Raw genomic sequence first — 21367 nt, 5'->3', positions numbered from 1 at the left:
AGAACAGATTTCACAGGGTTGGCGTCAGTTATTTTCCCACCGGCTCACCCTGATGGCGGATTGAGCAAGATCAAGGAGGGTGGCACATTGATAATAACCAAATGGTAAAGCAAGCCCCGGAATACACTCGCAACCCTGACTTGCGTTTCGCCTGAGAGGCGTTGTGTTGTGCTCGGAAGATGATTCTTCCATAGCTTTGCGTTGTCAAGCAAGTTCGAGCGCGATGGTATGTCCTCTTGCGGCAAGATGGACGACCTGGGGCACACGGAAAGTTCGCTTGGGGGCACAAATGCACGCACGTTTACTCGGACCATTGACCATAGGAGACGGGCGGAGAGAGGACGCTCCGTCGTCCAACAAGGAAAAGCAGCTGTTGTCGCTGCTCCTGCTCAACCGGCCGAACATCACGTCGACGGACATGATCATCGGAGAGCTGTGGCCGGAATCCGCTCCGCGAAGCGCGATGGCCACGCTGCAGACCTACATCGCGCACCTCAGGCAGTTCCTCGCGAATCTCACCGAGGAGTCGCCCGATGTGGTTTCCAGTACCTACCTCGTCCACCGTGCTCGTGGCTACCTGATCGGATTCGACGACCTCGGTCTCGACATCACCGCGTATCGGGCCATCGAGCGCCGCGTCTATCGGAACATGGACGAGAAGGACTACGCGGAAGCGGTGCGTGAGTGTGACGCCGCGCTCGCGTTGTGGCGTGGTTCGGCGCTGGTCGACGTGCGCGCGGGACAGTACGTCCAGGCCGAGATCGAAGGACTGGAGCAGTCCCGCATGTCGGTCACGGAAATCCGGATCGAGGCCGAGCTCGCGCTGGGACGCGACCACAAGGTCCTCGGTGAACTGTCCAAAATGGTCGCCATGCACCCGTTGCACGAAGGCTTGAGCTACAAGTACATGCGGGCGCTGGCGAACTCCGGGTATCGGGTACGAGCACTCGAGATCTACCGGAAGCTGCATCGGGCGATGGTCGAACAACTCGGTGTCGAGCCGGCACTCGGACTGCGGCGGCTGCACAACTCGATCCTCAACGAGGACGACCAGTACCGCTCCGCGGGCTGAACAGACGAAAGGAAGAAGGTGCTGACATGACCACTGGATCCGATGGCACGGGCGACAAAGAGCTCGCCGTCTTCATCATCCTCCAGGTCTCAGGCGCGGAAGAGCAGCGAAAGCTGGCGCACGCGGTTCAGGGGCAGATCGATTCCTGGATCCACACCTGCCCCGGTTTCCTCTCGTCGCGACTGCACTTGTCGAACGACGGGACCCGGATCGTGAACCACGCCCGTTGGCAGGACACCGACCACTACGAGTCGAAATTCCTCGCCGACCCGCGCAAGGCGGGACTCGACTCGGCGATCGCCGAACACGCGCTCGCGGCACCGACGGCCTTCCGTTGCTCGGCCTTCGAGCCGGGGAGCTAGTCCGTGCCCGGAGCGCGACCGGACGGCGTCCCGATCCCCGCCGATGCCCTGATCGGGACCTGGAACCTGGGTTCCTATCACGATCTGTGCCCTGACGGAGAGGAGCTCGAAGGCCCGCTCGGCCCGGCGCCGTCCGGACTGCTGCTCTACCGCGAGGACGGCTTCATGTCGGTGTCGATGATGCGGACCGGGCTCTCGGACCGGGTGCCGCGGGCCGAGCTGTTCATGGGTTACGCAGGTACCTGGTATACGGAAGGGCATTGTGTTTTCCATGACATCCAGGTGAGCTCCCATCAGCACATGGTCGGAACAGTCCAGGAACGCCGGGTCGCACTCGGCTGCGACGAGCTGGTGTTGCGGGGTACCGCGATGATCGACGGGCGGCCGCGGGAGCGCGTGCTCACCTGGCTTCGGTTCCGCCTTTCCTGAACGGCGGCGGCCTGAACGGCGGCGAGAAGGGGATGAGGTGCCACCGGCACCTCATCCCCTCGCTCATTTCACTTCCAGATCGGTGCGGGCCGCGTGCAGCATCGTGGTCCTGCTGTTGCGGCCGAGTGCGTAACGCAGGTACTCACGCGCGTCCGTCAGCGACTTGTCCTTGCCGAACATCTCCGCCGCCGCTTCGGGATCGATCACCACGGTGTGCCGCGCTGTGGCGCGGCAGCCCTCTTCGCCCTCGTGGAAGGTCCACAAGCCGCTGTGCCCGAGCAGCAGATGCGGAGGTTTGAGCTGCTTGTACGCGATCCACCGGCCGTTCTGGCAGATGCGGACCGACCGGGTGGTGTGCGTCGATCCGTCCGCGGTCAGCGTCTCCATCTCGAGCTGCTGGATGCCCGGGGTGTCTTCGTCCAGCCGCACTCGCCGGACATGGGGGAGTCGCTGTGGCCAGAGATCGGCTTCGTTGATGAAGTCGTAGGCGGTCTCGGTCCCGCACGGCAGTTCGACGGTGTCGGTGAACGAGAACAGCACTTCGTCCGCCGGATGGCCGCATTCGGCGATCCGGGCGAGGGCCTCCAGCTCCTCCGTGCTGTTCCGGTCGACCGCGTTGCGCAGAGACCTGGCCGTGGCGGGTTTGTCGTCCAGCAGGCTGAAATGATGTCGTAGCAACACTTCGGTGAGGCATGCTCCCTTTTCCCGGAACTCCCACTCCCCACCCATCGAAGCCACCGGCGGATGGCTGCGCTCCTGGCCGAACCGGACGAGCAGGCTCTCGGGCGCCAGCGTCCGTTTGGAGGTCCAGTTCGCCACGGACCCGTTCACGAGTGCCCACAGCTGGAAGCGTTCTTCCCTTTCGGACCGCTCGAGGTGCTCGACGTGCAGACTCGGGCCGAAGATCGCCGGCCAGCGGGTGACGTCCGCGATGAGGTCGTACAGGACCGACGCCGGTGCCGCGACGGTTCGGGTGTGTTCGGTTTCCTGAAGTGTTCCGCTTGTCACGAAGCTCTCCTCCCACTCAGCCGACGGACGTCATCGCGTGGCAGCGCCCGCGCTGCCGACGAGCTCGAGCAGGTCTCGCGGCGTCTTGACCTCCGCGACCTCGTCCTCGGGAAGGTCGACGCCGAAATCGCGGTTGATCCGGGCAGCGCTCTCCATCAGGGCCAGCGAGTCGTAGCCGAGATCTTCGAACGGCGTGTCCAGGATCTCGCCGTCGAGCCCGCCCGGATCGTCACCGGCGCAGTCGATCAGGATGCGTTTGAGGTCATCGAGGGTCATGGTCGTCTCCTTCGTTCGGTTTGCCGGATCAAGCGCGGAAGGCGCGGATCACGAGTGCGGAGTTGAAACCCCAGCGCCCACGTGCCTGGATGAGGACGGTGTCGACGTCGGCGCTCCGTGGCTCTCCCACGACGAGGTCGAGGCCGTGGAAACCCTGAGCGGAGTCGGGGAACGTCACGGGTGGGACGACGTCGTCCCTGATGGACAGGAGGGCGGTCAGGACGTCGACCGGTCCGCCACCCGAGTACAGGCGGCCGAAGGAGGCTTTGGGGGCGGCGACCGGGACCTTGTGCCGTCCGAAGAGTTCGTTGATGGCGTCGGCCTCGGCTCGGTCCAGTTGCGGAAGTCCCGCGGCGTCGGCGAAGACCAGGTCGATGGCCTCCGGTGTCAGCCCGGCGTCGGCGATCGCCAGTTCGGCGGCCCGTTTCAGGCCCGGTGGCCTGCCGCTCCCCGGTTTCGGGTCGAATGTGGCGGCGTACCCGACGATTTCGCCGTGCAGGCGGGGCGCGCCACGGCGCATGGCCGCCGTGAGCTCCTCGAGAACGAGGATCGCGCCGCCCTCACCCGGCACGTACCCGGCCGCTCGTTCGTCGAACGGCAGATAGGCGCCGTGGGGATCGGATTCGGTGCTCACCCGTCCGCCTGCCTGCTGAGAGGCCCACCCCCACGGGTCGAACGCGGAGTCCACACCGCCGGTGAGGACGAGCGGTGTGCCTCGCCGGATGGTCCTGCGAGCGTGCCCGATCGCGTCGAGGCCGCCCGCTTGCTCACCGACGAGCGCGGCACCCGGGCCGCGCATCTTGTGCCTGATCGAGATCTGGCCGGTATTCACCGCGTAGAACCAGGCGAACGACTCGTAGACGCTCACGGACTGCGGGCCGTGGTTCCACAGCTTGTTGAACTCCCGGTGGGTGAACTCGAAACCGCCCAAGGCGTTCGAGGTCACCACACCCATGTCGTAGTCGCGGATCTTCTCCGGGGCGAGCGCGGCGTCCTCGATGGCCCAGTCCGCGACGGCGAGCGCGAGTTGCGTCGAGACGTCCGTCTGCGGCAGCAGCCGCCCCGGCAGATGATCGGCGGCTCGGAACTCGGTGATCTCGCCTGCCAGCTTGGCCGGATGTCCGGCCGTGTCGAATCGGGTCAGCTCGCGGATTCCGTGCTGGCCGCTGAGAACCGCTTTCCAGTACTCCTCGGTATCGAGCCCGAGTGCGGTGGCCGCGGACATCCCCGTGACCGCTGTTCGCGTGCTCATTCGCGTACCCCTTCCGGTTTGCGCAGCACCATCGCGCTCTGGAAGCCACCGAATCCGCTGCCGACGGTCAGCACCGAACCGAGCTTCTTCTCCCTGGCGTGAACCGGTACGTAGTCCAGATCGCACTCGGGATCGTTCTCGTGGAGGTTCGCCGTCGGCGGGACGACCGAGTGCCGCATGGCGAGCAGGCAGGCCGCGATCTCGATGGAACCGATGGCGCCCAGCGAGTGCCCCACCATGGATTTGATCGAGCTGATCGGTACGTTCCGCGCGTGCTCGCCGAGACTTCGTTTGAAGGCGGCGGTCTCGTGCCTGTCGTTCTGCTTGGTGCCGGAGCCATGCGCGTTGACGTAGTCGATCTCGCCGGGATTCGTCTTGGCCTCGTCCAGCGCGACGCGGATCGCTTCCGCCATCTCACGGCCGTCCTTCTTCAGCCCGGTCATGTGGTAGGCGTTGCACCTGGTCGCGTATCCGCCGATCTCCGCGTAGATCCGTGCTCCTCGTGCCTTCGCGGCCTCGTACTCTTCGATGACGAACATCGCGGCACCCTCGGCCAGCACGAAACCGTTGCGGGTGCCGTCGAAGGGGCGCGATGCCTGTCCGGGGGTGTCATTGCGAGGTGTGGTCGCTTTGATCGCATCGAAACAGGCGACGACGATCGGCGTGATCGGCGTGTCGGTCGCGCCGGCGATCGCGAGGTCGACGGTGCCCTCGCGGACGAGCTGCGCGGCGTAACCCACCGAGTCGAGTCCCGAGGTGCATCCGTCGGACACCATCGTCACGGGCCCTTCCGCGCCGACGGCCCAGGCGACTTCCGCGGGCATCACACCCGGGCTGAGGTAGTCGAACATGTGCGGGGACAGGTAGCCGGGATCGACCTCCCATGCCGCGCCGGAATCGGACAGGACCAGATACTCGTTCTCGAGGCTGGTGGCCGAGGCGACGGCGCTACCGAGACAGACCCCTATCCGGTGTGGTTCCACATCGGACGGTGAGCCGCTGTCGGTCAAAGCCTCCCTGGCACAGGCGACAGCGAACTGCGTCGCACGGTCCATCTTCCTTGTCTCTCGGGGAGTAAGGCCCTCTGCTTCGGCGTCGAAATCGACTTCGCCGGCGACCTGCGAGCGGAACGCCGCCGGATCGAAGAAAGAGATCTTGCGGGTGGCGGTGCGGCCGGCGGAGAGCAGGTCCCAGAATTCCTTCTGACCCACGCCGCCAGGGGAACGGACACCGATCCCGGTGATGACTGCACGTCGATTCATGCTGCTCGTTTCCTCAAGGATGAAGGCGCACCCGGCTTCGTCGGATGGCCGGCTGAAGAAACGATGACCTCCACAGCCAGAGGGGCGGTTGAAGCGGGCAGGAATGTCCTTCGCCGGGAAGTGGCGGTCGGGTGATCCTCCACCGCCGCTCTGGAAGCGCCCAGGATCTTCGATCGACATGAGGATCGCGCTCACCACCTTGGGTTCACGCGGCGATGTACAGCCTTTCGCCGCGCTGGGAAAGGAACTTCGCGAGCGTGGTCACGAAGTCGTGCTCGCCGCGCCGTCGGAATTCCACGGGCTGGCGACGGAAGCACGGGTCGAGTTCGCCGCGTTGCCCGGCGCGCCGAGTGAGTTCCTTCCAGGTGGTGCTCGGCCTGCGATGGACGACCCCGAACTCGCGCGAGCACTGGAAAAGAGCACGCGGGCGATACGCTTGTCCGCGGCGCTGAAGGTACTTCCGGATTTCGCTCGGGACGGCGAGACCGAGATATGGCGACGACTGCGGGCGGCCGCCGAAAACGCGGATCTGGTGGTCAACGCGATTCTGACCCGGCCGGTCGCGCTGACCGAGGATCCGCCGGCGCCCTGGTGCGGCGTCTCGTGGTGGCCGAGCAGTACGACGGCGGCGGCGCCCGCGCTCGGGGCTTGGCCGCTTCCGTTGGGCCCGGTCTACAACCGGCTGACCCATCACGTGCGGGCAGGCGTCGAATGGCTGCGGGCGCGAAACGCCGTCAACGCGGTACGGCGTCACCGTGGTCTGCGACCATTGGCCGCCCGTTCCCCGCTGCGGGGCCTGGGCCGCGAGCGTCCGCTCCTGTATCCCTTCAGCCCGGCCGTCTACCGGCCTCCGGCCGATTGGCCGCCGTCCGCGCACGTGACCGGCTACTGGTACTTGGACCGATTCCGCGACCCGCCCCGGGAGCTCGCGCGGTTCGTCACCGCGGGGTCGCCGCCGATCGTCTGCACGATGGGAACGTTCTGGGCGACGGACACCGAGGACCGCCGGGCCCGGATGGCGATCGGTGCCGCACGGGCGGCCGGTAGACGGGTGGTGCTCGTCGGCGGCCGATCGCGACGGCACGCATCCGATGTCTTCCAGTTCGGTGAGGCGGACTACCGCTGGTTGTTTCCCCTCGCCGCGGTCGTCGTGCACCACGGTGGGCTCGGGACGACGGGCGAGGTCGTGCGGGCAGGCGTCCCCCAGGTGGTGGTGCCCGGCGGAGTCGACCAGCCTTTCTGGGCGGAGAGGCTCCGGCAACTGGGAGTCACGGCGACGCCACTTCCCGCGCCGAAGCTGACCGAACGGGGATTGACCGCCTCCGTTCTCTCCGCGCTGAGGGACCGGCGGATCGCCGAACGCGCGGAACTGCTCGCACGCCACGTCCGCGCCGACCGCGGTGTGGAGGCCGCCGCCGACGTGATCGAACGCTGGGCTTGGGGAAAGGACGAGGAGCGATGACCGTGACACTGATGGGGAAGACGGCGCTCGTGACCGGGGCGGGCCGGGGGATCGGGCGCGCCATCACGCTCGAACTGCTGGAGGCGGGGGCGTCGGTCGTGGCCGGAAGCCGCGATGCCGGACAAGACCTCGCAGATCTCCGGCTTGAGTACCAGGGCCTGTGCACGGTGGACGTCGATCTCGCACGTTCCGGAGGGGCGGACGACCTCGTGAGCGCGGCACTGTCCCGATTCGAAACGATCGACATGGTGATGAACAACGTCGGGGGACCGGCGGGCGGAACACCACGGTTCGGCGGATTCCTGGCGGTATCCGATGAGGACTGGGCCGCGGGCCTGGAGCTGAACCTGATGAGCCTGGTGCGCGTCGTCCGCGCGGCGCTGCCGCCGATGCTGGCAGGCGGTGGTGGTTCGATCGTGAACATCTCGTCCGTCAACGCGTTACGCCCGGACCCTCAGCTGGTGGACTACTCGGCCGCCAAAGCGGCGGTGCGCAACCTCGCGAAGGCCTTGTCCATCGAGTTCGCCGGACAAGGGATCCGGGTGAACACCTTGTCGCCAGGACCCGTCCGCACCTCGGTCTGGACGAAGGAAGGCGGAATCGGTGACCAGATCGGTGCCCGGCTCGGAGTCGGCCGCGAGGACGCGATGAAGGTCGTGGCCGACGGGATGGGCGGGGTGCCGCTCGGCCGGTTCGCCACGCCCGAGGAAGTCGCGCGGGTGGCGGTGTTCCTGGCCTCGCCGGAGGCGTCCTTCATGACCGGAAGCGACGTCTTGCTCGACGGGGGCTTGATCAAGACTCTCTGAACGTCCACAGGGGACGTCCCGGTCGGACGTCCCCTGTGGATTCGTCTCAGCCCGCCGCGCCGACCGCCGCCGCTGATTCCTCGAACAGCAGCCGGTCCTGCACCACGCGACGCGACTTGGTGCGCAGCTCGCCGTTCTCGCGGACCAGGACGTCGTGCACCACACAGCTGGGCGAGACGTCGATCCGTCCACCCGGTCGTGTGGTGGCCACCAACGCGTAGAAGGTCGCGTTGAGCACGTCGTCCGGGGCGGGGTCGAGCACGATCATGTTGAACCAATGCCGGCGTACGACCGGGTCCTCGTCGAACTTCCGGTGGAAATCACGGAGTTCTCGGACGATGCCCTGCCGTGTCTTCGCGGCAGGCCTTCCTGGCGAATGAAGGAACTCGCCGTCCTCGGTGAAGGTCGCGGCATAGTCCTCGAATTCCCGGCCGTCCAGCAGATGCGTCTGCCGAGCATAGAAATGCTGGACCTCGGCGTACAACTGGCCGGACTGGTTGGGTTCGGTCATCAGGTCTTCCTCCGATTCGATGCTCCGGCTCGGTCTCACCACCCACTCTGTTCCGCAGTCCTTGAACGACACCAGAAGAGCGATGAGGTCACCGGGTTCAGAACGATTCGGGTGTGCTTCAAGAGGGCCACGTCAGGCTCGAGCCGTACCCGCACCTGTTGCCCGTGGAGGAGAAATGACAGACGGCAAGCAGCAAACGGCCCTGGTGACCGGAGCGACCAGTGGCATCGGGCTGACGATCGCCACCAGGCTCGCGGAACTCGGCCACCGCGTGTATCTCTGCGGCCGGGACGGTGAACGGCTGGCGCAGACGGTGAAATCCCTGCGGGAAAAAGACTTCGACGTCGAGGGGAAGACGTGCGATGTGCGTCGCCCCGACGAGGTGAGGGAGTTCGTCGCGGCGGCGGTGGACCATTTCGGTCCGGTGGACATCCTGGTCAACAACGCCGGCCGCAGCGGTGGTGGAGCGACCGCGGAATTGGACGACGCGCTGTGGCTGGACGTCATCGACACGAACCTGAACGGGACCTTCCTGATGACCAAGCAGGTTCTGACCACCGGAGGGATGCTCGGCCGCCGATCGGGACGTGTCGTCAACATCGCGTCGACCGGTGGTAAGCAAGGTGTCGTCCACGCGGCGCCCTACAGCGCGTCCAAGCATGGCGTCGTCGGACTGACCAAGGCTCTGGGGCTGGAATTGGCCAAATCGGGCGTCACGGTGAACGCCGTCTGCCCCGGTTTCGTGGAGACCCCGATGGCCGAACGCGTCCGTGAGCACTATGCGGAGATCTGGGGCGTCTCCACCCAGGAGACGTTCGACCGGATCACCGCGCGGGTCCCGATCGGCCGCTACGTCGATCCCGATGAGGTCGCCGCGATGGTCGAGTACCTGATCGGCGACCGGGCCGCGGCGGTGACGGCGCAGGCGCTCAACGTCTGCGGCGGGCTGGGCAACTACTGAGCAGCTCGACCGGAGGAGCGACCGCATCGTGATCAATCCACCGATATCGCCCGTTCGAGCCAGTGACGCGGAGCTGCGGCGGATCCTGCGTGGCGCGGATCTGCCGACTTTGCTGATGACCGTGGCTCACCTCGGCGGCGACGTGAGTGTGCTGCCGAAGGACTACAACCCGACCCGGTGGCTCCCGGACCCGGCCGGTGGGCTCGGCGCGGAGGAGCAGGGCAGGGCCAGGGAGCTGGGCTTCCGCCTCTTGCGGGGACTTCGGGACGGTTCGGTGCTGCCGCCCACACCGCCCTCCCCGGAGACGCTGCGCCGGATCACGACGTGGGCGATGGGCTGGGACACGGCAGGCCTGCTTCCTTTGCTGGCGGAGGAGATCGTGCCGTCCGGCGCTGATCCGAAGGCTCCGGGCTGGACGCTCGGGGAAGTCGCGCCGGAGCGCGAGTTCCGCGCGGTCGTCATCGGCGCGGGTCCCAGTGGGCTGCTCGCCGGTCATCGGCTGGCCCAGGCCGGGATTCCCTTCGTGATCCATGAGAAGAACGACGATCTCGGAGGTACCTGGCTGGAGAACGGCTATCCGGGATGCCGGGTGGATGTGCCGAGCCACCTCTACAGCTTCACCTTCGCCACGCGATCGGACTGGCCGGAGCGGTTCTGCACGCAGGACGAGTTCCTCGGCTACCTCCAGGCCTTCGCCAAGGAGAACGGACTCCACGAGCACATCCGGTTCGGCTCGGAGGTGCGTGATCTCGAATGGGCCGACACGGAAGGGGAGTGGCGGATCCGTTCCGCCACGGCGGACGGTGAAGAACGGAGTACCGCGAATGTGGTGATCACCGCCGTCGGCCAGCTCAACCGTCCCAGAATGCCCGACATCCCGGGACGGGAGCGGTTCACCGGTCGCTCCTTTCATTCGGCTTCGTGGGACCACACGGTGGACCTGTCCGGGCGCCGGGTGGCCGTGGTCGGGACAGGAGCCAGTGCCTTCCAGTTCATTCCGGAAATCGCTCCCGAATGCGGGGAGGTGGTGGTCTTCCAGCGGACTCCGCCGTGGTTGCGTGCCACCCCGCATTACCGGGACCCGGTCCCGGACGAGGAACGCTGGTTGCATGAGCACGTTCCGTACTACGCGGCCTGGTACCGGTTCGGCTTGTTCGCCCCCGGCCTGCAGGGCGCTCCCTGGGTGGTGGACCCGGGCTACCCGCCGACCGAGCGAGCGGTCTCCGCCGCCAACGACGACGTCCGAGCGGTGCTGACGGCCGCGATGGAAGCCCAACTGACCGACGCCCCGGAACTGCGCGACAAGGTCGTCCCGAGCTATCCGATCGGCGCCAAGCGAGTACTGAGGGATGACGGGACCTGGTTGAAGACGCTCAAACGTGACGACGTCACCCTGGTCACCGACCCGATCGACGAGATCACGCCACGCGGGGTTCGTACTGCGGACGGGACGGAGTACGGCGCTGATGTCCTCGTATTCGCCACCGGCTTCCGCGCCTCCGAGTTCCTGGCGCCGATGAAGATCACCGGTTCAGGGAACGCCGACCTGCACGAGCGCTGGGGTGACGCGCCCACGGCGTACCTCGGTATGCAGGTCCCCGGCTTCCCGAACCTGTTCAGCGTCTACGGACCCAACACGAACCTGGTCGGGCAAGGCGGGAGCATCCTGTACTTCTCCGAATGCGCGATGACCTACCTGCTCGACGCGATCCGGCACTTGCTCGAGTCCGGGAGACAGAGCCTGAGCGTCCGTCCCGAGGTCTGCGCGGAGTACCAGGCATGGGTGGACGCGACTCAGCCGCTCCGGGCGTGGGGGTGGTCCAAGGTCTCCTCGTGGTTCAAGAACGAGCACGGCAGATCTGTGCAGAACTGGCCGTTCTCGGCCTTCGAGTACTGGGACCGGACCAGGCGATTCGACCCGGATGCCTGCACCTACACCTGAAGAGGACGAAAATGACCGAGACCGTCACGGCCCGTTGCGAGGAAATCGGCGACGGGATCTTCGGCTACGTCCAGCCCGACGGCGGCTGGTGCCTCAACAACGCGGGCATCATCACCTCGGGCGCCCGCGCCGCTCTGGTCGACACCGTCGCGACCGAGACCCGTGCCCGCGCGTTGCGGTCGGCGGTGTCCGGTGTCTCCCCGGTCATGCCGGGAATGATCGTCAACACGCATTTCCACGGCGATCACACCTTCGGCAACTTCGTCTTCCCAGAGGCGGTCGTCGTCGCGCACGAGCGCACCCGGGAGGAGATGGCGACCGCGGGACTGCATCTGACCGGCCTCTGGCCCGGCGTTTCCTGGGGAGGCGTCGACTTGGTCCTGCCCGAGATCACGTACACCCGGAGAATGGTCATGCACGTGGGCGACGTCGTGGCGGAATTGCTGCACGTGGGTCCCGCGCACACCACCGATGACACGGTGGTGTGGCTACCTGCCGAGCGTGTCCTGTTCACCGGGGACGTCGTGCTGTCCGGCGCGACGCCGTTCTGCTTGATGGGATCGGTCGCGGGCTCCCTCGCCGCCGTGGCGAGGCTGCGGGCACTCGACCCGAAGGTCATCGTTCCTGGCCATGGCCGCCTGGGCGGCCCAGAACTGCTGGACGAGACCGAGCGCTACTTCCGCTGGCTGCAGAGCCTCGCGAAAGACGGGATCGCGGCCGGGCTCTCACCGTTGGAGCTGGCGGCGGAGGTCGATCTCGGCGAGTTCCATGACCTGCTCGACGCCGAGCGGCTGGTGCCGAACCTCCACCGCGCCTACATCGAGGAGAACGGAGCCGAACCCGGCACCCCGCTCGACGTCGGCGCGCTGTTCGGTGAAATGGTCCGCCATCACGGGGGACTCCCCGTTTGCCACGCCTGATCCGGTCAGTCCCGCCCCGCCGTCACCGACGGGGCGGGACGCCACACCGAGTAGGTGCTGCGCTGATACAGGAGCGGGCGGGCCGGGAACACGGCCGAACCGTCGATCCGCCCGATCAGGATCCGGTGGTCTCCCGCCGGAACGCTCTGCACCACCGAGCATTCGGCGTAGGCGAGGGTTCCCGTGGTCAGTACCGGAACGCCGTCCGCGATCGCCGATGGTTCCCAGCTCACGCCGGTGAACTTGCGGTGTGAACTGCCGGCGAACACCGTTGACAGCTCTTCACCGCCCTCGGCGAGAACGTTGACGACGAAAGCGCCTGTGCTGGTAAAAGCGTCGAGTGTCTTCGACCGGTTGGCCACACAGATCGAGAGCAGTGGCGGGGCGAGCGATACGGCCGCGACCGAATTGCAGGTCAGGCCGCGAGGCTCGCCATCGGCGTCCAAAGTGGTCACGATGGACACCGCGGTCGGGTAGGCACCGAAGAAATCGCGGAACGATTCTGCACCGATCGTCATGTTCCCTCATCCGCCGTTGGCACGCCTGGGCCTTCAGCCTGTGGGCAGCCGGTTGAGAAACGCCGGAGACAAGCCAAAGCAAGGGGGTACTGAGCGGCTCAAGCGGTGCTTTGGCGAGACCGGTCAGGCTCGGTCGAGTCGGTCGACCCCGATAGCTGGGAGACGCGAAATGAGCATGGTGGACAACAGGTCGCCGGTCGGAACCGCGACGGCGGTCCCCTCCTTGAGGGACCGAAGCGCGCAGTTGCACCGCTTGCGCCGTCAGGTCCGGGACGGCGCTCCGGCGGCGACCGAAGCCCAGCTGGGCAAAGGAAAACTGCTGGCACGCAGCCGGATGGAGCTGCTGTTCGACGAAGGAACGTTCACGGAGATCGAGTCGCTGCGCCGGCACCAGGCCACCGGATTCGGCCTGGAAGACCGGCGCCCGCACACCGACGGTGTGCTGACCGGCTGGGGCAAGGTCCACGGCCGGACGGTGTTCGCCTACGCGCACGACTTCCGGATTTTCGGTGGTGCCCTCGGCGCCGCGCACGCGGACAAGATCCACAAGCTGATGGATCTCGCCGAATCCGCGGGTGCGCCGATCGTCGGCCTCTGCGACGGGAGCGGCGCCCGGATCCAGGAAGGTGTCACCGCCCTGGCGGGTTATGGCGGGATCTTCCGCCGGAACGTGCGCAATTCGGGAGTGTTGCCCCAGATCAGCGTCATTCTCGGTCCGTGCGCCGGTGGTGCTTCGTACTCGCCGGCGTTGACCGACTTCGTCTTCATGGTCCGAGGAACGTCACAGATGTTCATCACCGGGCCAGACGTCGTGCAGGCGGTGACCGGCGAGATCATCACGCACGACGCCCTCGGCGGTGCGGACACCCACGCGGGGATCACGGGAGTCGCCGGGTTCGTGTACGACGACGAGCACAGCGCGCTCGAAGAAGTTCGTTACCTGCTGTCCCTTCTGCCGTCGAACAACCGGGAACTTCCGCCGTCCGCACCCGCCGAGGACCCGCATGACCGGCGATCGGACCGCTTGCTCGACATCGTGCCGTCGGACGGGAACCGGGCCTACGACGTCCGCGACGTGATCGCCGAGATCGTCGACCACGGAGAGTTCTTCGAAGTGCACGAACGCTGGGCGGTCAACGTCGTCTGCGCGCTGACCCGGCTCGGCGGCGAAGTGGCGGGCATCGTGGCGAATCAGCCGAGCACGCTGGCCGGTGTGCTGGACATCGAAGCGTCCGAGAAGGCCGCTCGCTTCGTGGCGATGTGCGATGCCTTCAACATCCCGCTGGTCAGCCTGGTGGACGTACCGGGCTTCCTGCCGGGAGTCGGCCAAGAACACGGCGGCATCATCCGGCACGGGGCGAAACTGCTCTACGCCTATTGCAACGCCACAGTGCCCCGGATCCAGGTGATCCTGCGCAAGGCCTACGGCGGTGCCTACATCGTGATGGATTCGCGGTCGATCGGTGCGGACCTCTCCCTGGCCTGGCCGGGCAACGAAATCGCCGTCATGGGCGCGGAAGGCGCGGTGAACGTGGTGTTCCGGCGGCAGATCGCGGCCGCCGACGATCCGGACACGACGAGGAAGGAGCTGATCGAGGAGTACCGCGATCAGCTGATGCACCCCTTCTACGCCGCTGAACGCGGACTGGTCGATGACATCATCGATCCGGCCGAAACGCGCCCACGCCTGATCGACGCGCTGACGATGCTGCGGCACAAGAATGTGCACCTGCCCAACCGGAAACACGGGAACCAGCCCCAATGAGCCGCGAAGCCGTGACCCTCGAGATCGTCCGCGGCAGGCCGGAGCCGGATGAACTGGCGGCACTTGTCGCGGTACTGGCGGCCAGAAGAGAAGTCACCGTCGTCGACGAGCCTCGGATCGGCCGCTTCGCTGGGATCAGCCCGCGTTCCTGGTCCTCCCGACCCATACCCGGGTGGCGGACGACGGGATGAAGGCGTATCGACGAAAGGGAGAGGGCATGCACAAGGTCCTCATCGCCAACCGCGGCGAGATCGCCGTTCGGGTCGCCCGTGCGTGCCGTGACGCGGGTTTGGAGAGCGTCGCCGTCTATGCCGAGCCAGACCGGGACTCGCCGCACGTGCGGGCGGCCGACACGGCCTACGCCTTGGGAGGCGACACTCCGGCCGCGAGCTATCTGAACATCCCGAAGGTCATCGATGCCGCGGTAGCGGCGGGTGCGGACGCGGTCCACCCGGGCTACGGCTTTCTTTCCGAGAACGCCGACTTCGCACAGGCCGTCCTGGACGCGGGCTTGATCTGGATCGGCCCTCCTCCCGAGGCTATCCGCGCACTCGGCGACAAGGTGTCCGCGCGGAGGATCGCCCGGCTCGCCGGCGCGCCGATGGCGGCGGGGACCGACGAACCGGTCGGTGGCTCCGACGAGGTCATCGCCTTCGCCGAGGCACACGGGCTTCCGCTCGCGATCAAGGCCGCGTTCGGAGGCGGAGGACGGGGCCTGAAGGTCGCGTGGACGGTCGAGGAGATCCCGGAGATGTACGAGTCCGCTGTCCGTGAGGCTGTGGGCGCGTTCGGGCGTGGCGAATGTTTCGTGGAGCGGTATCTGGACCGGCCGAGGCATGTGGAGACTCAGTGTCTCGCCGACACGCACGGCAACGTCGTCGTCGTGTCCACCAGGGACTGTTCACTGCAGCGGCGGCACCAAAAGCTGGTCGAGGAGGCGCCTGCCCCGTATCTGACCGGTGAGCAGACGGAACTTCTGTACACGGCGTCGAAGCGCATCCTGCGCGAAGCCGGCTACGTCGGCGCGGGTACCTGTGAGTTCCTGATCGGGGTGGACGGGACAGTGTCCTTTTTGGAGGTCAACACCCGCTTGCAGGTCGAACACCCGGTCAGTGAGGAGGTGACCGGCCTCGATCTGGTCGGCGAGATGTTCCGGATCGCGGACGGGTTGCCCCTCACCTTCGACGACCCGCCCGCGCGGGGACACAGCTTCGAGTTCAGGATCACTTGCGAGGACGCGGGCCGCGGCTTCCTCCCGGTGCCGGGAACGATCGAGCGCTGGGTTCCCGCAGCGGGTCCAGGAGTTCGCGTCGACGCCGGGGTGGAGGTCGGCACGGTGGTCGGCCCTGCGTGGGATTCCCTGCTGGCCAAGCTGATCGTCACGGGCGCTGACCGGGATCAGGCCCTCCGGCGTGCCGCTCGAGCTCTCGACGAGTTCGAAGTAGCCGGCGTCCCGACCGCGTTGCCGTTTCATCGCAGGGTCATTCGAGACCCCGCGTTCGCCCCGGAGGCGCGTGGAGGTGACGGCCCGTTCATAGTCCACACCAGATGGATCGAAACCGGCTTTGACAACCGGATCCAGCCGGAACCGCAGCGTACGCAGGAGACCGCGCCGTCCGAGCTACGGGAAACGGTCGTGGTGGAGGTCGCCGGTCAGCGACTCGAAGTCTCCCTTCCCGCGGTCGCGAACGCGGCGGGTGGACGCACCGGCGCACGGCCACCGGCGCGCCGTGCCACGACCGGCCGCCGCGCGACCCCCACCGCGAGCGATGGGTCGGTGTCTTCACCGATGCAAGGCACCGTGGTGAAGATTGCCGTGGCCGAAGGCGAAACCGTGGCAGCCGGAGATCTCGTCCTCGTATTGGAGGCGATGAAAATGGAACAGCCTTTGCACGCTCACCGCGACGGCGTCGTGACCGGGTTGAGCGCCGAGGTCGGCCAGACCGTACAGGCGGGGACCACGCTGTGCGCGATCGCCGCCGGTCCGACCGGAACGGAGGGCCGCTGATGCCACACGTGGTCGGAAAGGTCTCCGAGTTCACCGAACGCGACGGCAAGATCGTCGAGGTCGACGGCAAGTCGATCGGCGTGTTCAAAGTGGATGGACGGTTCTTCGCGATCCGGAACCATTGCCCTCACCAGGGTGCGCCGCTGTGTGAAGGACATGTCCTCGCAGGGCTGCGAGCCGGTGAGGAACCGGCGAGCGTGGACGAGTCGACGCTGTACATCGCCTGCCCTTGGCACGGCTGGGAGTACGACATCCGGACCGGACAGTCGTATTTCGGTGCGGGACACGCGCCGGCCCGCACCTACTTCGTGCACACCGAAACCAGCCGCCGCCCAGGCCCCTACACGGCTGATTCCTACGTCGTGACGATCGAAGACGGTGACGTGGTCGTCGACACCTCGCGGCGTGCCGAATCCATCGAGCGTGCGCAGGAGGGAACATCGTGAAGAAGGCATCACCCGAAGGCATCGTGGACGCCGACGTCCATCCGTTCATCCTGCCGCACGAGGTGGCGGCCCGGCTGCCGGAGACCTGGCGGATCAGGCTCGAGCGGTACGGGATGCGCCCGCCGGTCCCCGGAGCGATCTACCCGCGGATGCGCAACAGCGGCTACCGGGCCGACTCGTGGCCGGAAGATTCGTTCCCGGGCAACGACGTCGACCTGATGACCGAGCAGCTGCTGGAGAGGTACGGGATCACCTCGGCAGTGCTGATCCCGTTGCACGCCCACGCCTTCGGCGCCGAGTATCCCGAACTCGCCGCGGCTTTGAGCGAGGTCCTCAACGACTGGCAGGAGGAGAAGTTCCTCGCCAAGGACCCGCGCTTCGTCGGCTCGGTCTGCGTGCCGTTCGAGTCACCGTCGCTGGCGGTGGGCGAGATCGGCGCGAGGTCGGGGGATTCGGCCTTCCAACAGATCCTGGCACCGGCGAGCACCGAACTGCCGCTCGGCTCATCACGCTACTGGCCGATCTACGAAGCGGCCTGCGCGGCGGATCTACCGGTGAGCGTCCACAGCGGCGGCGTGGCGACCTACCCGCTGACCGGACCGCCGAACTACTACCTCGAAGAACATGTCGAGTTCAGCGGCGCGATGCAGGCGGTCGTGATCAGTATGATCCTCGGCGGGGTGTTCGACCGCTTCCCCACGCTGAAGGTCATCCTCGTCGAAGGCGGGATCAGCTGGGCGGGACCGCTCATGTGGTCCATGGACGAGCTCCACCGAACCTGGCACCGCGATCTGCCGACGTTGTCCAAGGCGCCTTCCGAGTATTTCCGGGAGCACTTCTGGCTCACCACCCAGCCGATCGAAGAGCCGGCGCGCACCACGGACTTGGTGACGGCTCTGCGGCATACCGGGATGGCCGACCGGATCCTCTTCGCCTCCGACTACCCCCACTGGGACTTCGACTCACCGGATCACTCCCTTCGCGGCCTTCCTCACGAGCTGAAGGAAAAGATCTTCCATCGGAACGCGGCCGCGGTGTATCGCTCTCGTGAGAAGGCGGTGCCGGTGTGAAGCCGATCGACACCGACGTTCACGTCGCTCCCCGCGACATCTCGGAGATCCGAGAGCGGCTCTCGGCTTATTGGCGCCAGTACGTCGATGAAGGTTCGGTCCGGCTCCGGCCAGAGCATCGGGCCGACCGGCCCGCACCCGACGACGGACAACCGCCGCCGCCGGTGCCCGCCACCTTGGACGAGCTTTCCACGCACTGGACCGGGGGCGCGGTCGCGGCCGCGCTGCTGTCCTGCACGGTGCTGTTCGACCTCTCACGCAATCCGGATTTCGAGAGTGCCTGTGCCCGCGCGGTCAACGACTGGCAGCGGGACCGGTTCCTCGACCGGGACGAAAGGTTGCTCGGCGGGGCCGTTCTTCCTCTTCTCGACGTCGACGCCGCGGTCGCGGAACTGACACGGGTCGCGGAGGACGATCGATTCGTGCAGGTGATCCTCCCGGTCCGGATCGAGAACCGGTGGGGCGACCGGCGGTACCGCCGCCTGTTCGATGTGGCGGCCGAAGCCGGACTCGTCGTGTGCCTCCACGCCGGCGGCCGGACCGGGTTGAGCGCCGCCGGGACCGGTTACACAGCGGGTTTTGTCGAACAGCTGCTCGGTGATCAGCATCTGGCCGCCCAGAACCAGCTGGTGAGCCTGCTCGCCGGTGGGGCGTTCGCTAGGTCTTCGACGCTGCGGGTGACCATGGCCGAATGCGGGTTCTCCTGGCTGCATCCTTTGCTGTGGCGGCTGGACAAAGACTGGAAAAGCTTGTGGCGCGAAGTTCCGTGGCTCGACCGGCCGCCGTCCGACGTGGTGGCGGACCGAATCCGGTTCACCCTGGAGCCGGGACACCTGCCTCCCGGAGACGAGGACATCCGCGAGGTCGCCGAGCTGTCCGCCGTCGCGAACAACGTCATGTACAGCAGCGATTTCCCCCACGCGGCAAGCTGCCGCTCCCACCGCATGCTGGATCTGCTCGGCGTCGAGGACCGGCGGCGGGTGCTCCGGGAGAACGCGCTCGAACACTATCCGCGCCTCGCCCGGCGCTGATCGCGGAAAGGAAGCCGACCAGTGGACCTTGGCTTGCGGGACCGGACGGTCTTGATCACCGGAGGAAGCGGCGGGATCGGACGCGAGCTGGTGCACGCGTTCGCCGCGGAAGGCGCGCAGGTGGCCTTCACCTACCACGCCGACGACCGCTCGGCACGAACGGTCGAAGAGGAGGCCGGCGGTGCGGTGCGGTCCTTCCGCTACGCGATGAGCGAGCCGGGAGCAGGCGTCCGGCTCGTCGGTGAGGTGCTGAACTGGGGCGGTCCGGTCGAGGTGCTGGTCAACAACGCCCTGTCGCCGATGTCGCCGCCGGACGCCGACATCGGCAAGCTGGAACGGTTCCCGTGGCGGGAATCCCTCAGGGACAACATCGAAAGCGCCGTCGAACTCAGCGGCGCGGTCCTGGAACACATGGGCGAGGCGAAGTGGGGGAGATTCGTCCACGTCTCCAGCAGCCTCGTCGCACAGGGAAAGAGCGGATTCGAGTTCTACACGACCGCGAAAGCCGCGTTGCACGGCTTCAGCAGGTCACTCGCGTTCAGCGCGGGTGCGATGGGGGAGATCTTGTCCAACGTCGTCGTGCTCGGCCTCACCCGCACCGCGCGCAACGTGCGCGAACCGTGGTATCCCGAGTACCGCGAGGAATTCGCCGCCCTGTCCCCGCTGGGCGACCTGGTCGACGCCGCCGACGTCGCTCGCATGGTGGTGATGCTCGCCTCGGCGCAGAACCGGGTCGTCACCGGCCAGGAGGTCGACCTGAGCGGTGGAGTCACCTGGTAGTCCGAAGAAGCCCCGAAGCAAGGAGTCCCGATGGAACTGGGTATCAGCGGCAAGGTCGCCTTCGTGACCGGCGGTTCGGGTGTCGGCATCGGCGCCTCCACCTGCCGTGAACTCGCCCGTAACGGCGCGAAAGTGGCTCTGACCTACAGGACCAACGAAGAGAAGGGCACCGCTCTGGCCGAGCAGATCCGGGCCGAGGGTGGCGAGGCGATCGCCGTCGAGTACGACCTGGGGCAGCCCGAAACGATCGAACGCGGTGTCGCGGCGGTCATGGCCGCGTGGGGATCGGTCGACATCTTCGTGGCCAACGCGATGTCGGCCCCGGCACCGATGTCGAAGACCGCGTTCGAGTCCGTCCCGCACGAGGAGATCAGGCGACGGCTCACCACCGACCTGGAAGCCGTTCTGCTCACCGCGCAGCGGGTGATCCCGTCCATGGTGGAGCGAGGCTGGGGGCGGATCCTGTTCGTGTCGTCACTGGGCGCCGAGCGAGGCTGGGCGGGTGACTTCCCGTTCGAGGTGGCGGCCGCTTCCGCGAAGGCCGCCCTGACCGGCGCTGCCCGAAGCCTCGGGGTCGAGTTCGGCAGGCGCGGCATTCTCACGAACGTCGTCACACCGGGCGGGGTGATGAACGAGGAACTCACCGCTTGGCTGACCCCGGAACGTCTGGAACGGCTCCAGGCCCGGATCTGCACCGGCCGGTTCAGCACACCGGACGAACTGGCGAAGACGATCACGTTCCTCGTGTCCTCGGCGAACGGGAACATCTGCGGGGAAAACGTTCACGTCGACGGAGGCTCCTGAGGATCCGGGGCGCTTCCTCACGAGGAAGCGCCCCGGCCCCTCAGCCGAGCGCCGTGGCGATGAGCGCCTTCTGCTCGATGTCATGGACCGCGTTGGAACCGGCCGAGGGTGCCGCCATCGGCCGGCGGGCCACCACGTCCATCCGCTTGAGCAGATCGGGGAAACGCCGGGGGAGATGAAGGCCGAAGAACGGCCACGCACCCTGGTTCTCCGGCTCCTCCTGCACCCACACGACTTCGGCGGACGACGAGTACCGTTCCAAGGCAGCCCGGAGTTTCCTGTCGGGCAAGGGGTAGTACTGCTCGATGCGGACCAGGGCGACGTCGTCCGCTTCACGCTTCGCGCGCTCGGCCACGAGTTCCCAATACATCTTCCCGGAACTGAGCACGACCTTGCGGACGTTCGCCGGCTCGACGTCGGGATCGTCGATGACCGACATGAACTTCGACTGGCCGGTGAATTCGTCCAGAGTGGACTTCACCTTCTTGTCCCTCAACAGCCGCTTGGGGGTGAAGACGATCAGCGGGCGCTGGATTCCGTCGAGGGCGTGACGGCGGAGCAGGTGGAAGTAGTTCGCCGGGGTCGAGGGCACCGAGACGGTCATCGAGCCTTCCGCGCACAGCGAGAGGAAACGCTCGATGCGGCCGGAGGTGTGGTCCGGGCCCTGGCCTTCGTGGCCGTG

The 21367-nt window shown here is 66.9% G+C and carries 22 protein-coding genes and 1 pseudogene; 16 read left to right on the top strand and 7 right to left on the bottom strand.

The features are described from left to right. Positions 1 to 313: 313 nt before the first annotated feature. From ACIHAO_RS42325 to ACIHAO_RS42315, 3 genes are read left to right on the top strand one after another with little or no spacing between them, the layout of a single operon-like run. Positions 314 to 1072: a BTAD domain-containing putative transcriptional regulator gene (locus ACIHAO_RS42325; protein ID WP_396567890.1), complete on the top strand. Its 759-nt coding sequence runs from the start codon at positions 314 to 316 to the stop codon at positions 1070 to 1072. Positions 1073 to 1098: 26 nt separating this feature from the next. Beyond that, a complete protein-coding gene (locus ACIHAO_RS42320) occupies positions 1099 to 1434 on the top strand; it encodes a hypothetical protein (protein ID WP_396567888.1) in 336 nt (111 codons plus the stop codon). A gap of 3 nt (positions 1435 to 1437) precedes the next feature. Then, positions 1438 to 1863 (top strand): lipocalin-like domain-containing protein, encoded by a 426-nt coding sequence (locus tag ACIHAO_RS42315; protein ID WP_396567886.1) that lies wholly within the window; start codon positions 1438 to 1440, stop codon positions 1861 to 1863. A gap of 63 nt (positions 1864 to 1926) precedes the next feature. Here the strand turns inward: ACIHAO_RS42315 and ACIHAO_RS42310 are convergent, their stop codons facing one another. The 4 genes from ACIHAO_RS42310 to ACIHAO_RS42295 are packed head-to-tail and all read right to left on the bottom strand — an operon-like array spanning position 1927 to position 5661. Continuing rightward, positions 1927 to 2871, bottom strand: coding sequence for an aromatase/cyclase (locus ACIHAO_RS42310; RefSeq protein WP_396567884.1), 945 nt, complete (start codon positions 2869 to 2871; stop codon positions 1927 to 1929). 30 nt (positions 2872 to 2901) lie between these two features. Continuing rightward, positions 2902 to 3147 carry an acyl carrier protein gene (locus tag ACIHAO_RS42305; RefSeq protein WP_396567882.1) on the bottom strand — a complete coding sequence of 82 codons (246 nt, stop codon included), beginning with the start codon at positions 3145 to 3147 and terminating at the stop codon, positions 2902 to 2904. A gap of 28 nt (positions 3148 to 3175) precedes the next feature. After that, complete coding sequence (locus ACIHAO_RS42300; RefSeq protein WP_396567880.1) at positions 3176 to 4399, bottom strand: ketosynthase chain-length factor; 1224 nt, start codon at positions 4397 to 4399, stop codon at positions 3176 to 3178. After that, positions 4396 to 5661, bottom strand: a complete 1266-nt coding sequence (locus tag ACIHAO_RS42295; protein ID WP_396567878.1) for a beta-ketoacyl-[acyl-carrier-protein] synthase family protein — start codon at positions 5659 to 5661, stop codon at positions 4396 to 4398. Before ACIHAO_RS42295 ends, ACIHAO_RS42300 begins: the two co-directional genes overlap by 4 nt. Positions 5662 to 5839: 178 nt before the next feature. On the opposite strand from ACIHAO_RS42295, the gene ACIHAO_RS42290 reads away from it, so the two are divergent. Beyond that, complete coding sequence (locus ACIHAO_RS42290) at positions 5840 to 7123, top strand: glycosyltransferase (RefSeq protein WP_396567876.1); 1284 nt, start codon at positions 5840 to 5842, stop codon at positions 7121 to 7123. After that, the gene (locus ACIHAO_RS42285; RefSeq protein ID WP_396567874.1) at positions 7120 to 7929 is read left to right on the top strand and encodes an SDR family NAD(P)-dependent oxidoreductase; all 810 of its coding nucleotides are present in this window, start codon (positions 7120 to 7122) and stop codon (positions 7927 to 7929) included. The genes ACIHAO_RS42290 and ACIHAO_RS42285 overlap by 4 nt, the downstream gene beginning before the upstream one ends. A 46-nt stretch (positions 7930 to 7975) precedes the next feature. On the opposite strand, the gene ACIHAO_RS42280 is transcribed toward ACIHAO_RS42285, so the two are convergent. Next, on the bottom strand, positions 7976 to 8440 hold the full coding sequence (locus ACIHAO_RS42280; RefSeq protein WP_396567872.1) for a nuclear transport factor 2 family protein: 465 nt from the start codon (positions 8438 to 8440) through the stop codon (positions 7976 to 7978). 175 nt (positions 8441 to 8615) lie between these two features. On the opposite strand from ACIHAO_RS42280, the gene ACIHAO_RS42275 reads away from it, so the two are divergent. Genes ACIHAO_RS42275 through ACIHAO_RS42265 form a run of 3 tightly spaced genes read left to right on the top strand, consistent with a single transcriptional unit; the run spans position 8616 to position 12263 of the window. Continuing rightward, the gene (locus tag ACIHAO_RS42275) at positions 8616 to 9401 is read left to right on the top strand and encodes an SDR family NAD(P)-dependent oxidoreductase (RefSeq protein WP_396567870.1); all 786 of its coding nucleotides are present in this window, start codon (positions 8616 to 8618) and stop codon (positions 9399 to 9401) included. Between the two features lie 28 nt (positions 9402 to 9429). Beyond that, a complete protein-coding gene (locus ACIHAO_RS42270; RefSeq protein ID WP_396567868.1) occupies positions 9430 to 11343 on the top strand; it encodes a flavin-containing monooxygenase in 1914 nt (637 codons plus the stop codon). Positions 11344 to 11354: 11 nt separating this feature from the next. Next, positions 11355 to 12263 carry an MBL fold metallo-hydrolase gene (locus tag ACIHAO_RS42265; RefSeq protein ID WP_396567866.1) on the top strand — a complete coding sequence of 303 codons (909 nt, stop codon included), beginning with the start codon at positions 11355 to 11357 and terminating at the stop codon, positions 12261 to 12263. A gap of 5 nt (positions 12264 to 12268) precedes the next feature. On the opposite strand, the gene ACIHAO_RS42260 is transcribed toward ACIHAO_RS42265, so the two are convergent. Beyond that, on the bottom strand, positions 12269 to 12781 hold the full coding sequence (locus ACIHAO_RS42260; RefSeq protein WP_396567864.1) for a flavin reductase family protein: 513 nt from the start codon (positions 12779 to 12781) through the stop codon (positions 12269 to 12271). 169 nt (positions 12782 to 12950) lie between these two features. On the opposite strand from ACIHAO_RS42260, the gene ACIHAO_RS42255 reads away from it, so the two are divergent. From ACIHAO_RS42255 to ACIHAO_RS42220, 8 genes are read left to right on the top strand one after another with little or no spacing between them, the layout of a single operon-like run. Then, the gene (locus ACIHAO_RS42255) at positions 12951 to 14546 is read left to right on the top strand and encodes an acyl-CoA carboxylase subunit beta (protein ID WP_396567862.1); all 1596 of its coding nucleotides are present in this window, start codon (positions 12951 to 12953) and stop codon (positions 14544 to 14546) included. Then, positions 14543 to 14737 (top strand): acyl-CoA carboxylase epsilon subunit, encoded by a 195-nt coding sequence (locus ACIHAO_RS42250; protein WP_396567860.1) that lies wholly within the window; start codon positions 14543 to 14545, stop codon positions 14735 to 14737. Before ACIHAO_RS42255 ends, ACIHAO_RS42250 begins: the two co-directional genes overlap by 4 nt. A 26-nt stretch (positions 14738 to 14763) precedes the next feature. Continuing rightward, positions 14764 to 16554, top strand: coding sequence for an acetyl/propionyl/methylcrotonyl-CoA carboxylase subunit alpha (locus tag ACIHAO_RS42245; protein WP_396567858.1), 1791 nt, complete (start codon positions 14764 to 14766; stop codon positions 16552 to 16554). After that, a complete protein-coding gene (locus ACIHAO_RS42240; RefSeq protein ID WP_396567856.1) occupies positions 16554 to 17000 on the top strand; it encodes a Rieske (2Fe-2S) protein in 447 nt (148 codons plus the stop codon). Before ACIHAO_RS42245 ends, ACIHAO_RS42240 begins: the two co-directional genes overlap by 1 nt. Beyond that, the gene (locus ACIHAO_RS42235) at positions 16997 to 18070 is read left to right on the top strand and encodes an amidohydrolase family protein (RefSeq protein WP_396567854.1); all 1074 of its coding nucleotides are present in this window, start codon (positions 16997 to 16999) and stop codon (positions 18068 to 18070) included. Before ACIHAO_RS42240 ends, ACIHAO_RS42235 begins: the two co-directional genes overlap by 4 nt. Then, entirely contained in the window at positions 18067 to 19101 is a 1035-nt protein-coding gene (locus tag ACIHAO_RS42230) for an amidohydrolase family protein (protein WP_396567852.1), read from the top strand. Before ACIHAO_RS42235 ends, ACIHAO_RS42230 begins: the two co-directional genes overlap by 4 nt. 21 nt (positions 19102 to 19122) lie before the next feature. After that, entirely contained in the window at positions 19123 to 19881 is a 759-nt protein-coding gene (locus ACIHAO_RS42225; RefSeq protein ID WP_396567850.1) for an SDR family NAD(P)-dependent oxidoreductase, read from the top strand. Positions 19882 to 19911: 30 nt separating this feature from the next. Beyond that, positions 19912 to 20685 carry an SDR family NAD(P)-dependent oxidoreductase gene (locus tag ACIHAO_RS42220; protein ID WP_396567848.1) on the top strand — a complete coding sequence of 258 codons (774 nt, stop codon included), beginning with the start codon at positions 19912 to 19914 and terminating at the stop codon, positions 20683 to 20685. A 40-nt stretch (positions 20686 to 20725) separates the two neighbouring features. Here ACIHAO_RS42220 and kgd read toward each other — a convergent pair. After that, positions 20726 to 21367, bottom strand: a pseudogene (kgd, locus tag ACIHAO_RS42215) (multifunctional oxoglutarate decarboxylase/oxoglutarate dehydrogenase thiamine pyrophosphate-binding subunit/dihydrolipoyllysine-residue succinyltransferase subunit); the annotation flags it as partial.

This window comes from Amycolatopsis sp. NPDC052450, assembly GCF_044547565.1.
Classification (GTDB): Bacteria; Actinomycetota; Actinomycetes; order Mycobacteriales; family Pseudonocardiaceae; genus Amycolatopsis.
This window is presented reverse-complemented; position numbering and strand designations above follow the sequence as displayed.